13 protein-coding genes and 1 pseudogene are annotated in these 13,212 nt (G+C 68.5%); 5 read left to right on the forward strand and 9 right to left on the reverse strand.

Going from position 1 to position 13,212, the window contains the following annotated elements:
* Nucleotides 1–8 precede the first annotated feature (8 nt).
* From AU197_RS06970 to AU197_RS06985, 4 genes are read right to left on the reverse strand one after another with little or no spacing between them, the layout of a single operon-like run.
* Complete coding sequence (locus AU197_RS06970) at nucleotides 9–437, reverse strand: molybdenum cofactor biosynthesis protein MoaE (RefSeq protein ID WP_064401813.1); 429 nt, start codon at nucleotides 435–437, stop codon at nucleotides 9–11.
* Entirely contained in the window at nucleotides 434–910 is a 477-nt protein-coding gene (locus AU197_RS06975) for a MogA/MoaB family molybdenum cofactor biosynthesis protein (RefSeq protein WP_082696542.1), read from the reverse strand. The genes AU197_RS06970 and AU197_RS06975 overlap by 4 nt, the downstream gene beginning before the upstream one ends.
* Nucleotides 910–1,335 carry a cyclic pyranopterin monophosphate synthase MoaC gene (moaC, locus tag AU197_RS06980; RefSeq protein WP_064401917.1) on the reverse strand — a complete coding sequence of 142 codons (426 nt, stop codon included), beginning with the start codon at nucleotides 1,333–1,335 and terminating at the stop codon, nucleotides 910–912. Before moaC ends, AU197_RS06975 begins: the two co-directional genes overlap by 1 nt.
* 51 nt (nucleotides 1,336–1,386) lie before the next feature.
* Nucleotides 1,387–1,578 (reverse strand): hypothetical protein, encoded by a 192-nt coding sequence (locus AU197_RS06985; RefSeq protein WP_156434337.1) that lies wholly within the window; start codon nucleotides 1,576–1,578, stop codon nucleotides 1,387–1,389.
* Between the two features lie 65 nt (nucleotides 1,579–1,643).
* Here AU197_RS06985 and AU197_RS06990 point away from each other — a divergent pair, with 65 nt between their 5' ends.
* Together AU197_RS06990 and AU197_RS06995 are read left to right on the forward strand one after the other, a co-directional pair.
* Nucleotides 1,644–3,902: a helicase-associated domain-containing protein gene (locus AU197_RS06990; protein WP_064401816.1), complete on the forward strand. Its 2,259-nt coding sequence runs from the start codon at nucleotides 1,644–1,646 to the stop codon at nucleotides 3,900–3,902.
* A gap of 111 nt (nucleotides 3,903–4,013) precedes the next feature.
* Complete coding sequence (locus tag AU197_RS06995) at nucleotides 4,014–5,663, forward strand: DNA repair helicase XPB (protein WP_064401918.1); 1,650 nt, start codon at nucleotides 4,014–4,016, stop codon at nucleotides 5,661–5,663.
* On the opposite strand, the gene AU197_RS07000 is transcribed toward AU197_RS06995, so the two are convergent.
* Nucleotides 5,660–6,004: a cupin domain-containing protein gene (locus tag AU197_RS07000; RefSeq protein WP_064401817.1), complete on the reverse strand. Its 345-nt coding sequence runs from the start codon at nucleotides 6,002–6,004 to the stop codon at nucleotides 5,660–5,662. The two genes, AU197_RS06995 and AU197_RS07000, sit on opposite strands and share 4 nt — an antisense overlap.
* Before the next feature lie 143 nt (nucleotides 6,005–6,147).
* Here AU197_RS07000 and AU197_RS07005 point away from each other — a divergent pair, with 143 nt between their 5' ends.
* Nucleotides 6,148–6,765 carry a hypothetical protein gene (locus AU197_RS07005; RefSeq protein ID WP_064401818.1) on the forward strand — a complete coding sequence of 206 codons (618 nt, stop codon included), beginning with the start codon at nucleotides 6,148–6,150 and terminating at the stop codon, nucleotides 6,763–6,765.
* On the opposite strand, the pseudogene AU197_RS07010 reads toward AU197_RS07005, so the two are convergent.
* Nucleotides 6,766–7,442, reverse strand: a pseudogene (locus AU197_RS07010) (SDR family oxidoreductase).
* A 94-nt stretch (nucleotides 7,443–7,536) separates the two neighbouring features.
* A complete protein-coding gene (locus tag AU197_RS07015; RefSeq protein ID WP_064401819.1) occupies nucleotides 7,537–8,529 on the reverse strand; it encodes an LLM class F420-dependent oxidoreductase in 993 nt (330 codons plus the stop codon).
* Nucleotides 8,530–8,843: 314 nt separating this feature from the next.
* Between AU197_RS07015 and AU197_RS26220 the strand changes: the two genes are divergently transcribed.
* Together AU197_RS26220 and AU197_RS07020 are read left to right on the forward strand one after the other, a co-directional pair.
* A complete protein-coding gene (locus tag AU197_RS26220) occupies nucleotides 8,844–9,053 on the forward strand; it encodes a hypothetical protein (RefSeq protein ID WP_131808596.1) in 210 nt (69 codons plus the stop codon).
* A gap of 46 nt (nucleotides 9,054–9,099) precedes the next feature.
* Nucleotides 9,100–9,525 (forward strand): pyridoxamine 5'-phosphate oxidase family protein, encoded by a 426-nt coding sequence (locus AU197_RS07020; protein ID WP_064401820.1) that lies wholly within the window; start codon nucleotides 9,100–9,102, stop codon nucleotides 9,523–9,525.
* On the opposite strand, the gene AU197_RS07025 is transcribed toward AU197_RS07020, so the two are convergent.
* Together AU197_RS07025 and AU197_RS07030 are read right to left on the reverse strand one after the other, a co-directional pair.
* Nucleotides 9,522–11,012 carry a class I adenylate-forming enzyme family protein gene (locus AU197_RS07025; protein ID WP_082696544.1) on the reverse strand — a complete coding sequence of 497 codons (1,491 nt, stop codon included), beginning with the start codon at nucleotides 11,010–11,012 and terminating at the stop codon, nucleotides 9,522–9,524. The two genes, AU197_RS07020 and AU197_RS07025, sit on opposite strands and share 4 nt — an antisense overlap.
* Nucleotides 11,013–11,063: 51 nt before the next feature.
* Nucleotides 11,064–13,208 (reverse strand): 3-hydroxyacyl-CoA dehydrogenase NAD-binding domain-containing protein, encoded by a 2,145-nt coding sequence (locus tag AU197_RS07030; protein WP_064401822.1) that lies wholly within the window; start codon nucleotides 13,206–13,208, stop codon nucleotides 11,064–11,066.
* Nucleotides 13,209–13,212: the final 4 nt, after the last annotated feature.

Consider the following 13,212-nt stretch of genomic DNA (forward strand, 5'->3'; position numbering starts at 1 on the left):
GGCAGGCGTTACGCGGAGTTCACCCATTCGTCGGAGCCGTCGGCGAAGAACTGGTGTTTCCACACCGGGAGTCGCTCCTTGACGACGTCGACCAGTCGCGCGCACGTCGCAAACGCGGCCGCACGGTGATCGGCCGCGACGGCGGCAACCAACGCCGCATCACCGATCTCGAGGGCCCCGATGCGGTGGCTGACCGCGATGGCCCGCACGCCGTCGGCGTCCGCGGCGATCTCGGCGGCCACCTCCGCAAGCGTCTGCGGCGCCGACGGATGCGCTGAATACTCCAGCCGCAGCACAGAACGACCGCCGTCGTGGTCGCGCACGACACCGGCGAAGCTCACCACCGCACCAGCCGAGGCGTTCGCGACCAGGGCCTCATGCTCGGCGGGATCGAGGGTTTCCTCGCTGAGGTCGGCGCGCAGCACCACCGCCGTCATCGCGGGTGATCCTTACCAACGATCTGATCGAGCGCATGCTCGAGGACGCGGTCCAGGACACCCAGTCCGTCTTTGACGCCGCCGGGTGACCCGGGCAGGTTCACGACGAGCGTGCGGTCCTTGACCCCGCACACGCCGCGCGACAGCACCGACGTCGGAACCTTGTCCTCGCCGGCCCGACGGATCGCGTCGGCCAGGCCCGGAATCTGATAGTCGACCAACGCGGCGGTGGCCTCGGCGGTGCGGTCCGTCGGGGAGATCCCCGTGCCGCCTGAGGTGATCACCACATCGACACCGTCCTCGACCGCCGCGGAGATGGCGTCGGCGACCGCGTCGCCGTCCGGCACCACCACGGGCGCCGGGGTGTCGATGCCTCGGCCGGCGAGCCAGTCCACGACGACCGGTCCGCTGCGGTCCTCGTATACGCCCGCGGCGGCGCGGGTGGATGCGACGACGACCCGGCCCGACCGCATCAGCGGGTCCAGGTTCCGGTCTTGCCGCCCTCTTTGCGCAGCACCCGGATGTCGTCGGTGCGGGCGGCGGGGTCGACGGCCTTGATCATGTCGTAGAGCGTCAACGCGGCCACGCTCACCGCGGTCAGTGCCTCCATCTCGACACCGGTGCGGTCGGTGCTGCGCACGGTGGCGGTGATGTCCACCGTGTTCTCGCCGATCTCGAAGTCGACGTCAACCCCGGTCAGCGCCAGCTGATGGCACAGCGGGATGAGGTCGCTGGTGCGTTTGGCGGCCACAATGCCCGCGACGCGGGCAGTGGCCAGCGCGTCCCCCTTGGGCAGCCCTCCCGACGTGATCATCGCGACGACGTCCGCGGTCGTGCGGAGGGTTCCGGCCGCGACGGCGGTGCGCTTGGTGACGTCCTTGGCCGTGACGTCGACCATGTGCGCCGCGCCGGTCTCGTCGACGTGTGAGAGGCGGGGCCGCTCGGACACCTACTTGTTGACGACCGTGACCGCGTGCACGTACGGCAGTTCGTCCGCGGGCAGCGGGAACGTGATCTCGCCGAAGGGCGACAGCGCGCCGGTACGGTCGGCGGCCAGCTCGCTCACCGCGTGGTCGTCGTCGCCGTCGACCGCCGGCCAGCCCGGATCGACGTACCGCTTCTTCCCTTTGTTGTCTGCCACGCCCACATTGTGGCAAATGCCTCGGGCGGTGGCGACACCGCCACACTCCTTTACGCTGGTCAGCAATGACCGAGAACGCACCAGGCCTCCCTCTTGGCGCCTGGTTGGCCGATCTCCCCGACGACCGGCTCGTCCGGCTGCTGGAGCTGCGGCCCGACCTGACGCAGCCGCCTCCGGGGTCGATCGCCGCGCTGGCGGCCCGCGCCCAGGCCCGCCAGTCGGTCAAGGCCGCCACCGACGACCTCGACTTCCTGCGGCTCGCTGTGCTCGACGCGCTGCTGGTGCTGCACGCCGACACGACCGCCGTCCCGGTCACCAAGCTGCTGGAGCTGGTCGGCGACCGGGCGCCCGAAGCAGCCGTCATCGCGGCCGTTGACGATCTGCGTGACCGTGGACTGGTGTGGGGTGACGCAGTGGTCCGGGTGGCGGCCGAGGCCGTCGCGGGCTTGCCGTGGTACCCGGGGCAGGCCACGGTCGAAGACACCGCCGCCAGCCCACAGGACATCGCCGCCCGGCTGGAGGCGCTCGACAAGGCGCAGTCCGAGCTGTTGCAGAAGTTGCTCGAGGGCTCGCCGGTGGGCCGCACCCGCGACGCCGCGCCCGGCACGCCGGCCGATCGCCCCGTGCAGCGGCTGCTGGCCGCCGGCCTGCTGCGGCAGGTCGACGCGGAAACGGTGATCCTGCCGCGACTCGTCGGCCAGGTGCTGCGCGGTGAACTGCCCGGCCCCCTGCACCTGACCGAACCCGACCCGGTGGTGTCGACGACGACGGCGGCCGACGCCGACGCGGTGGCCGCGGGCGCCGCACTCGACCTGCTCCGCGAGGTGGAGGTGGTGCTCGAAACGCTCGGCGCCACACCGGTTCCCGAGTTGCGTAGCGGCGGGCTCGGCGTGCGTGACGTCAAACGGCTGACCAAGGCCACCGGCATCGACGAACGCCGGCTGGGGCTGATACTCGAAGTGACCGCGGGCGCGGGCCTCATCTCGGCGGGCATGCCCGAACCCGAACCGGATGCCGGCGACGGCCCGTACTGGGCGCCGACGGTCTCATCCGACCGCTTCGTCGAATCCCCGACAGCGGTCAAATGGCATCTGCTGGCGACGACCTGGCTGGAACTTCCGGGGCGGCCGAGTCTGATCGGCAACCGGGGCCCCGACGGCAAACCCTATGCGGCGCTGTCGGATTCGCTTTTCTCCACTGCCGCACCACTGGACAGACGGCTGCTACTGGAGATGCTGGCAAGCCTGCCGCCGGGCGCGGGCGTCGACGCAGGCGAAGCGTCGCAGGCGATGATCTGGCGCCGGCCGCGGTGGGCGGTGCGGTTGCAGCCGGGGCCGGTCGCAGACCTGCTCACCGAGGCGCACGCGTTGGGTCTGGTGGGCCGGGGCGCCCTCGCCAGCCCCGCTCGCGTATTGCTCACCGACGCTCCACCCGACGACGTGGTCAAGGCGATGGACAACGTGCTGCCCGCACCGATCGACCATTTCCTGCTGCAGGCCGACCTCACGGTGGTCGTCCCCGGCCCGCTGCAACGAGACCTGGCCGAACAACTGGCCGCGGTCGCGAGCGTGGAGTCGGCAGGCGCGGCGATGGTGTACCGGATCAGTGAGCCGTCGATCCGCCGGGCGCTCGACACCGGCCGCACCGCGGGCGAATTGCATGCCTTCTTCGTTCGCCACTCGAAAACACCTGTGCCGCAGGGCTTGACGTATCTCATCGACGATGTGGCCCGCAGGCACGGTCAGTTGCGCGTCGGTATGGCGGCATCGTTCGTGCGGTGCGAGGACGCGGCGCTGCTCGCGCAGGCGGTGGGTGCACCGGCGACGGAGTCGCTGGAGATGCGCCTGCTGGCGCCGACGGTCGCGGTGTCCCAGGCGCCGATCGCCGACGTGCTCGCGGCGCTGCGGCTGGCCGGATTCGCGCCGGCGGCCGAGGACTCGACCGGTGCCATCGTGGACATCCGCGCCCGGGGCGCACGGGTGCCGGCCCCGCCCGGACGACGGCGCACCTATCGGCTCACACCTACGCCCACCAGCCAGACGCTCGGCGCGATCGTCGCTGTGCTGCGCAAGGTGGCGTCGGCCCCGACCGGCGGTATGCGGTTGGACCCGGCGGTGGCGATCAATCAGCTGCAGGAGGCCGCGCACACGCAGGCCTCGGTCGTCATCGGTTACGTCGACCCCGCCGGCGTGGCGACCCAACGAGTCGTCGCGCCGATCAACGTGCGGGGCGGACAGCTGACGGCATACGACCCGGCGTCGGGGCGGGTGCGCGATTTTGCGATCCACCGGATCACCTCCGTGGTGGCCGCCGACGAATCGTAGCGCACGCACCATCGCGAGCGACCGCCAAATGCCCAGTTCAGACGGTGTGTCGGCGGGCAGACACGGTCACTCGCGGGTGGGGACGTCCGGGGGTTCTGGATAATGGACGGGATGACCGACGGCCCCCTGATCGTGCAGTCCGACAAGACGGTGCTGCTCGAGGTCGACCATGAACAGGCGGGGGCGGCACGCGCCGCGATCGCCCCGTTCGCCGAACTCGAGCGTGCGCCCGAGCACATCCACACCTACCGGATCACCCCGCTGGCGCTGTGGAACGCGCGCGCCGCGGGCCACGACGCCGAGCAGGTCGTCGACGCACTGGTGTCGTTCTCCCGCTACGCGGTGCCCCAGCCGCTGCTGGTCGACATCGTCGACACCATGGCGCGCTACGGGCGTCTGCAACTGGTCAAGCATCCGGCTCACGGTCTGATGTTGGTGAGCCTGGACCGCGCGGTGCTCGAAGAGGTGCTGCGCAACAAGAAGATCGCGCCGATGCTGGGCGCGCGCATCGACGACGACACCGTCCTCGTGCACAACAGTGAGCGTGGCCGGGTCAAGCAGATGCTGCTCAAGATCGGTTGGCCCGCAGAGGATCTCGCGGGCTACGTCGACGGCGAGAAGCATCCGATCAGCCTCGCGGAGAACGGCTGGCACCTTCGGGACTACCAGCAGATGGCCACCGAGTCGTTCTGGGAGGGCGGATCCGGGGTCGTCGTGCTGCCGTGTGGTGCGGGCAAGACGCTCGTCGGCGCCGCCGCGATGGCGAAGGCCTCGGCGACCACGCTGATCCTGGTGACCAACACCGTCGCGGGCAGGCAGTGGAAGCGTGAGCTGATCAACCGCACCTCGCTCACCGAGAACGAGATCGGCGAATACTCCGGCGAGCGCAAGGAAATCCGCCCGGTGACCATCGCCACCTATCAGGTGATCACGCGTCGCACCAAAGGCGAATACCGGCACCTGGAGTTGTTCGACAGCCGCGACTGGGGGCTGATCATCTACGACGAGGTGCACCTGTTGCCCGCACCGGTGTTCCGGATGACGGCCGATCTGCAGTCGCGTCGTCGACTCGGCTTGACCGCCACACTGATTCGTGAGGACGGCCGCGAGGGTGACGTGTTCTCGTTGATCGGGCCGAAGCGCTACGACGCGCCGTGGAAGGACATCGAGGCCCAGGGTTGGATCGCGCCTGCCGAGTGCGTCGAGGTGCGTGTGACGATGACCGACAACGAACGCATGCTGTACGCCACGGCCGAACCGGACGAGCGCTACAAGCTGTGCTCGACGGCGCACACCAAGATCGCGGTGGTCAAGTCCATTCTCGACAGGCACAAAGGTGAGCAGACATTGGTGATCGGCGCCTATCTCGACCAGCTCGAGGAACTCGGCCGAGAGCTCGATGCGCCGGTCATCCAGGGCTCGACCAAGACCGCCGAGCGCGAGGTGCTCTTCGATCAGTTTCGCCGCGGTGAGATCTCGACGCTGGTGGTGTCGAAGGTCGCCAACTTCTCCATCGACCTGCCCGAAGCCAGTGTCGCCGTGCAGGTTTCGGGGACGTTCGGATCCCGCCAGGAAGAGGCGCAGCGCCTGGGACGGCTACTGCGACCCAAGGCCGACGGCGGCGGCGCGATCTTCTACTCCGTGGTCTCCCGCGACAGCCTCGACGCCGAGTACGCCGCGCATCGTCAACGATTCCTCGCCGAGCAGGGCTACGGCTACGTCATCAAGGACGCCGACGACCTGTTGGGACCCGCGATCTAGACGTGCGGGCCCACCGGATTCGACACCGTCAGCAGGATCGCGGAGTCCTCGATCGCCTGCAGTCCGTGCCGGTCCTTCGGCACCACGAGGTGGTCGCCTTCGGAGCCCTCCCAGTTGGCCGATGCGTGGGTCAGCCGTACCCGGCCGTGCAGGACCTGCAGCGTGGCTTCCCCGTTCGTCTCGTGCTCGGTCAGCTCGGAGCCGCCGGTCAAGGCGATCAGCGTCTGACGCAGCGAGTGCTCGTGCCCGCCGTAGACCGTGTGCGCGCTGCGTCCACTGCTGGCGGCGCGGGCCGTCTCGAGTTGCTCACGTGCGAGCGCGGTCAGCGAGGTCTTGTTCATTGCGGGCTTCCTGTCGAGGGCTGGTCGATTTTCGAATTCGGCGCCAGAGGCCAATCTTAGTGACGGCGCATCGGCTCCAGGAGACCGCATCGAGACCGTCGTAAATGAGCGGCCGGGGCGGTGAGGCGCTAGCCTGCTTACCCATGACCAGACGCCGTCGCGCCACGTCCGTTCAGGCGGTCAAGTTCGGGCTCGTCGGCGTTGCCATCGGCCTGGGTGCGCTGACTTCGGCCGGGTTGGCCGGCGCGGACCCCGAGGTCCCGCCCGTTCCCGGGACGCCCGAGGTCCCGCCCGTTCCCGGGACGCCCGGCGCGCCGCCGGCGCCGGGCCAGCCCTACGCCGCTCCGGTGGCGCCGGGGGACCCACCGCCCGCGCCTCCGCCCGTCGGCGCGCCACCGGTGCCCGAGATTCCGAACGCGCAGTACGGGCAGGGTTCGAGTCCGGGTCCGCTCGGATTCCTCCGCGATGCCTGGCGTCAGGCCCAGGACCCGTACGGGTTCGCCGCACTGCCGCCGGGCCAGGCACCGGTCGGAGCGCCGCCACCGCCGGGCGCGGGGCCCGCACCGCAGTTACCGCCGGGATACACCTCGCTGAACGCTCCGGAGTCCAACGGCCCGCCGGTTGCATCGCCCACCGAAGGCGGTCCACCGCTGCCGCCGGGTTACTACCCACTGGACGGTCCACCGCCGCCCGGGTACTACGACGCTCCCCCGCCGGGCCCCGCGATTCCACCCGAGGGGCCGATTCCGCCGACGCCGTGATCAGGTGTTGGCCGTCGAGAGCTGAGCTTTGACCGACCGCGACAGTTCGTCGGCGAGGATTTCCGCGTCACCATTGAGCAGGCCGGCGACGGCCTGCTCGGCGACGATCGACGGATCGGTCTTCTGATTCGCGGGGATATAGCTGACCATATCGGTGTCCATGTATCCCACATGCAACGCCGAGACGTGAATTCCTCGCGGCGCCAACTCGGTTCGCAATGCGTCGGTGAGCGCCCACGCCGCGGCCTTGGCCGCCGAGTAGGCACCCGACGTCGGCGGGTGATGCCAGGAGAGGACGGACAGGACGTTCAATATCGAACCACCGCCGTTCTTCTCGATGACGGGCACGAACGCGCGGACGACGTTCAACGTGCCGAAGTAATGCGTATCCATCTCCAGCCGGATGTCCCCGATCGCCCCGGTCAGGAGGCCGGCCCGGTCGACACCCCGGCGTTGTTCACCAAGACCGTGACGTCGTCGGCGATCTCGGCGGCACGGCGCACCGAATCTGGATCGGTGATGTCGAGCTGAATCGGAACCACCCCGGGCAGGTCGATCGTCTCCGGCCGGCGCGCTGCGGCGTAGACCTTTGCTCCGCGCGCGACGAGTTCGGCGGCGAGCCTTCGCCCCAGTCCGCGGTTCGCCCCGGTCACGAGGGCGGTGATGTTGTCTGCCATGGTGGCGCTCCTCTCGGCTGATGACCACCACAACACCAGGAGCACCCGAAAGAAGTCCCGATACGTAACGAGTGCGAAAACTTCGCCGCGCCCCCTAGCTCAGGGCGGGAATCACCTGCTGCTCGAACATCTCGATACCCGACCGGTCGTAGGCGGCCTCCGGGAAGTAGAGGATGGCGTACTCACAGCCCAGATCGCGCATCTTCGCCAGCTTCTCGACGACCTGTTCGGGTGTGCCGCTTGCCGCCTCGCGCGCGGACACGGAGTTCAGCATCGCGTCGACCGCGGCCTCGTCGGCCTTGGTGATCTGCCGGGCGCGCAACCTGGCCACGCGTTCCTTGACGTCGGACTCCGAATCGCCGATCACCGCATTGAAGTTCGCCGAGCGAACGATCGCGTTGTAGTCGGTGCCGAGCTCACGGCAGTGGTCTGCCAGCACCTGTGACTTGTGGGTGAAACCTCCCGGCTCGGAGGTGAAGTTGGTGTACTGGGCGTACTTCGCCGCGATGCGCAACGTCACCTTCTCTCCTCCGCCGGCGATCCACAATGGAATTCCGTTCTCCTGCAGGGGCTTCGGCTGCACGATCGCCCCCGCGACCTGGTAGTGCCTGCCCTCGAAGCTCACCTTCCCGTCACGCCAGGCGTCGCGCATGATCTGCACGCCCTCGTCGAGGCGACCCAACCGCACCCCGGCCGAGGGGAATCCGTAACCGTAGGCGCGCCATTCGTGTTCGTACCAGCCGCCGCCGATGCCCATCTGGATGCGGCCACCGGAGATGATGTCGGTGGTGGCCGCGACCTTGGCCAGATATGCCGGGTTGCGGTAGCTCATCGCCGTGCACATCTGGCCGAGCTTGATGCGCGAGGTCGTCGCGGCGTAGGCGGCCATCAAGGTCCACGCCTCGTGGGTGGCCTCCGCGGTGGGCACCGGGACGGTGTGGAAGTGGTCGTAGACCCACAGCGAGTCCCAGGCGTCGCTGTCGTCGGCGTACGAGGCGAGGTCGCGCATCACCGCCCATTGCTCCGCCGCGGGAATGTCGATGAGGTCCAGTCGCCAGCCCTGCGGGATGAACAGTCCGAAGCGCATGAGACTCGACTCTAGGCCTCCCGTGGCCGGGAGGTCGGCAGGGCACCGAGCGCGTCGGTTCGCCGGGAGCGGCGTCGGCAACGCGGCATCGTTACCGCATCGGCGCCACCGCCCGAGATGTATCAATTAGCTGCGCTCACCATGAGTCCCGTACTGGGCGTTAGCGTCTCGCCGACGGGAAAGGCTCGTGCCGGCATGCGGGCCTACCGACCGCACGGGCTCAACACGCTTCGCCGACCGCCGATTTCTGTTGTATGGTGTGGCTCACACCAGGCAGTACGTGTGATCTGAGACACAGACATGAGGAGGCGTTCGTGGGTCGTGACCCGATAGACGGGTTCAGGGCGCATCCCGTGCGTCCCGGCGGCGCGGTGCACGTTCGGTGGTTCACTGTCCTGCTGCTGGCGGTCATCGCGATCGCAGCGATAGCAGGAATCGTCAGCACGGCGGCGATGGGCCAGACTCCCGTCGCGATCGCCATCGGCATCATCGCGATGGCGTTCTTCTCCCGGATCGGGGCCTGAGGCTCGATCCCCGAATCCTGTCGGGGGCCGGCGTTAGCCTGACGACATGGCCCTGTCGAAAGACGAACGCGAACAATTCCTGGCCGAACCCCACGTTGCCGCATTGTCGGTCGGTGCGGGCGACAAGCGGGGCCCGCTGACGGTTCCCGTCTGGTACCAGTATTTGCCCGGCGGTGATGCGTGGGTGCTCACCGGCGACGGCTCTCGCAAGCATCGACTCATCGAGAGCCAGGGCGAGTTCACGCTGATGGTTCAGCGCCTCGAGCCGACAATTCGGTACGTGGCGGTCGACGGTCCGGTCAGCCGCATCGAGCCCGGCACCGACGAGCGACTCGTCGAAGTCACCAAACGCTATCTGCCACCCGAGAAGGTCGACGCGTACCTGGAATACGCCCGCCGCGAGCACGGCGACAGCGTGGTGATCTTCATGAAACCGCAGCACTGGTTGTCGGCCGATCTGGGCGCCCTCTAGACGTTCCGGCGCCGCTCGAAAAGCGCCGCGACGGCGGGCAGGCTCACCTTCAGCGCCGGATTGCGTGGCAGTTCGTCGACGACCGCGAATGCCACCGGCACGTTGTACACCGGCAGCGAGCGGCGAACCAGGCCGCTCAGCTCGTCATCCGACGGCGCAGGCAGCCCCGGGGCCACCTCGATGGCTGCGACCGGCACTTCGCCCAAACGCGCGTCACGCACGCCGACCACGCAGGCGTCGCGGACAGCGGGGTGTGAGATCAGCACGCGCCGAACGTTTTCCGGCAGAATCTTGAACCCCCCTCGGTTGATCGCCCCGTCGGCCCTTCCGTGGAGTGTGACGAACCCGTCCGTGTCGATCGACGCGATATCGGTGGTGCGGATCCAGTCAGGACCGATCGGTGCGACCTTGGCTTCCAGCAGGCCCGGCTCGCCGGCCGCAAGCTCGTCGCCGGTGTCGGTGTCGACGATGCGCAACTGGACGTCGGGCAGGGCCCTGCCGACGCTGTTGCGTTTGGTCGAACCGAAGTCACGTTGCATCTCCGGAGTCCATGCGCACAGCGATCCCGCGAATTCCGTTGCGCCGTAAGCCAGCACGATCGGTATGCCGTATCTGGCCTCGAACTCGTCGCGGGTCTCGGGGTCCAGTGGGCCGGACGCGCTGATGAGGAAGTCCAGCGACGCGAGATCCTCTTTCGCGACGTCTGCGTCGAGCAGCATCCGGATGACGGCGGGCTGCACACCCGAGCGGGTGATGCGGTGCCGCTTCACGAGATCCACGAAGTCGGCGACGCTGAATCGCTCGAGCATCGCGATCCGCCGGCCGTTGTACACCCCGGCGATCAGCTGACACACGCCGATTCCGCCGAACTGCCAGTACGCGAGTTCCGGCGGGGCGTCGGCGGGCGCGGACTCTCCGCTGGTGACGCTGAACACCGTGCGCTCGAGCACCGGTGTCCTGATCGACTGCCGCTTCGGTGGTCCCGTCGTGCCGCTGGTCAGAATCTGCAGTGCCACACCAGGTTCAGCCTCGGCATGCCTGCGCTGTGGGTCTCGGCGCTCCAGGCCCGGCACCGCAGAGACGAGCGGTGCCCGCCCGGCTATCGACACGCCCGCGCTGCCCGTCCGTCGAGCCGCGTCGACGACGGGCGCGGTCCAGTCCTCGACGTCGGCCACGATCGCCGACAGCCCGAGCGTCTCGATGTCGCGGCCGATCGCCTCCGGCGACTGGAACGAATAGATCATCGACACCGTGCGGCCCGCGGCAAGAAATCCGATGATCGCCGCGGCGTGCGGCAGGCGGTTCCTGACCACGAGGCCGACGGGGACGTCGTCATCGACACCGGCGTCTCGCAGCGCCTGCGCGATGGCGCGGCCGTACGCCGTCACCTCGTCGCCGCTGTACCAGCGTCCCTCGAACTCGATACAGGGGTTCTCGCCGTAGCGGGCCAGCCCGGCCGCGAACCCGGCGGTGAAGCTTTCCGGCACGGCGCCAATCTAGCGAATCACGCGCCCCTCAACGCGGCGAGCCCGATTGAGTTACGTCAGCGACGCCGGCGGGTTGAACCGCTCGCCGTACTTGGCGGCCAGCTCCTTGGCACGCGCCACGAAGGCCTCCTTGCCGACACCGCCGGGACCCTGGTAGCCGACGATGAACTGCGCCGAACCACCGGTGTACGGCGGGAAGCCGATACCCATGATCGAGCCGATGTTCGCGTCGGCGGTCGAGGTGAGCACGCCCTCGTCGAGGCACTTCTGCGTCTCGAGCGCCTCGGCGAACAGCATGCGGTCGATCATGTCCTGCAACGGGATCGACGTGCTGCCGGAGTTGAACGTGTCGGCCAGCCCCGGCCACAGCCCGACGCGCTTGCCGTCGGCGTACTCGTAGAACCCGGCGCCCTTCAGGCGCGACGGGCGTCCGATCTCGATCATCTTCTCGACGACCGCCTCGGCCGGGTGCGGCTCGTAGGTGCCGCCCGTGCTTTCGACGCCCTTGCGGGTGGCGACCGCGATCTTGTGCATCAGCTCGAGGTTGAGCTCGTCGGACAGCTGCAGCGGCGGCGCCGGGTAGCCCGCCTGCGAGCCGGCCTGCTCGATGCTCGCGGGCGCAATGCCCTCGCCCAGCATCGCCAGCGCCTCGTTGACGAAGGTGCCGATGACGCGGCTGGTGAAGAAGCCGCGGCTGTCGTTCACCACGATCGGCGTCTTGCCGATCGCCAGCGTGTAGTCGAACACCCGGGCCAGCGCCTCGTCAGAGGTCTTCTCGCCCTTGATGATCTCCACCAGCGGCATCTTGTCGACCGGGGAGAAGAAGTGGATGCCGATGAAGTCCTCCTGGCGCTTCACCCCGGTCGCCAGGCCGGTGATCGGCAGCGTCGAGGTGTTCGACCCCAGCAGCGCGTTGGGCTCGACGATGTCCTCGATCTCCTGGAATACCTTGTGCTTGAGGTCCTGGTCCTCGAACACCGCCTCGATGACGAAGTCCACACCCGCCAGGTCCTTCGGGTCCGCCGTCGGCGTGATGCGGGCCAGCAGCGCGTCGGACTTGTCCTTGGTGGTCTTGCCCCGCTCGAGCGCCTTGGCCTCCAACTTCTCGGAGTAGCCCTTGCCCTTCTGGGCGGCCTCGATGCTGACGTCCTTGAGTACGACGTCGAAGCCGGCCTTGGCCGAGACGTAGGCGATGCCCGCGCCCATCATGCCCGCGCCCAGCACACCGATCTTGTTGATCTTGACCGGCTCGATACCGTCGGGTCGCGACGCGCCGCCGTTGATGGCCTGCAGGTCGAAGAAGAACGCCTGGATCATGTTCTTGGCGGTCTGCCCGGTCACCAGATGGGTGAAGTAGCGGCTCTCGATGCGGCTCGCGGTGTCGAAATCGACCTGCGCACCCTCGACGGCCGCGTCCAGGATCGCCCGCGGCGCCGGCATCGGCGCACCCTTGAGTTGCTTCTTCAGCAGCGCCGGGAACGACGGCAGGATGCTGGCCAGGCCAGGCGAGGTCGGCGTGCCGCCGGGCATCTTGTAGCCCTTGGCATCCCAGGGCTGGGTATGTGCGTCGGGGTTGGCCTTGATCCACGCCTTGGCTGCGGGCACGAGTTCGTCGACCGACGACACGAGTTCGTCGACCAGGCCGATCTCCTTGGCCTTGCCCGGCTTGAATCGGGTGCCCTGCGAGAGCACCTCCATGAACGCCTTCTGGATGCCGAACATCCGCACGCTGCGGGCGACGCCCCCGGCCCCCGGCAGCAGGCCCAGTGTGACCTCAGGGAACCCGAGCACCACACCCTTGATGTCGGCGGCGATGCGGTGATGGCACGCCAGCGTGATCTCCAGGCCGCCACCGAGAGCGGCGCCGTTGATGGCCGCCACAACCGGCTTGCCGAGGGTCTCCAGCTTGCGCAGGTCGGCCTTGATGCCCTCGACCTCAGCGAAAGATTCCGCGGCGTTCTCCGGGCCGACGTTCATCATGCCCTTGAGGTCACCGCCGGCGAAGAAGGTCTTCTTCGCGCTGGTGATGACGACGCCCGTAATCGAATCCTTCTCCGCGACAAGGCGTTCCACCGCCTTGTGCATGGATTCCTTATAGTGCTCGTTCATCACGTTGGCCGAGCCGGTCGGGTCGTTCAACGTCAGGGTGACGATGCCGTCGGCATCCTTGTCCCACTCAATCGTGTTCTCTGCCATGGGT

The organism is Mycobacterium sp. IS-1590 (genome assembly GCF_001500025.1).
Taxonomy (GTDB): Bacteria; Actinomycetota; Actinomycetes; order Mycobacteriales; family Mycobacteriaceae; genus Mycobacterium.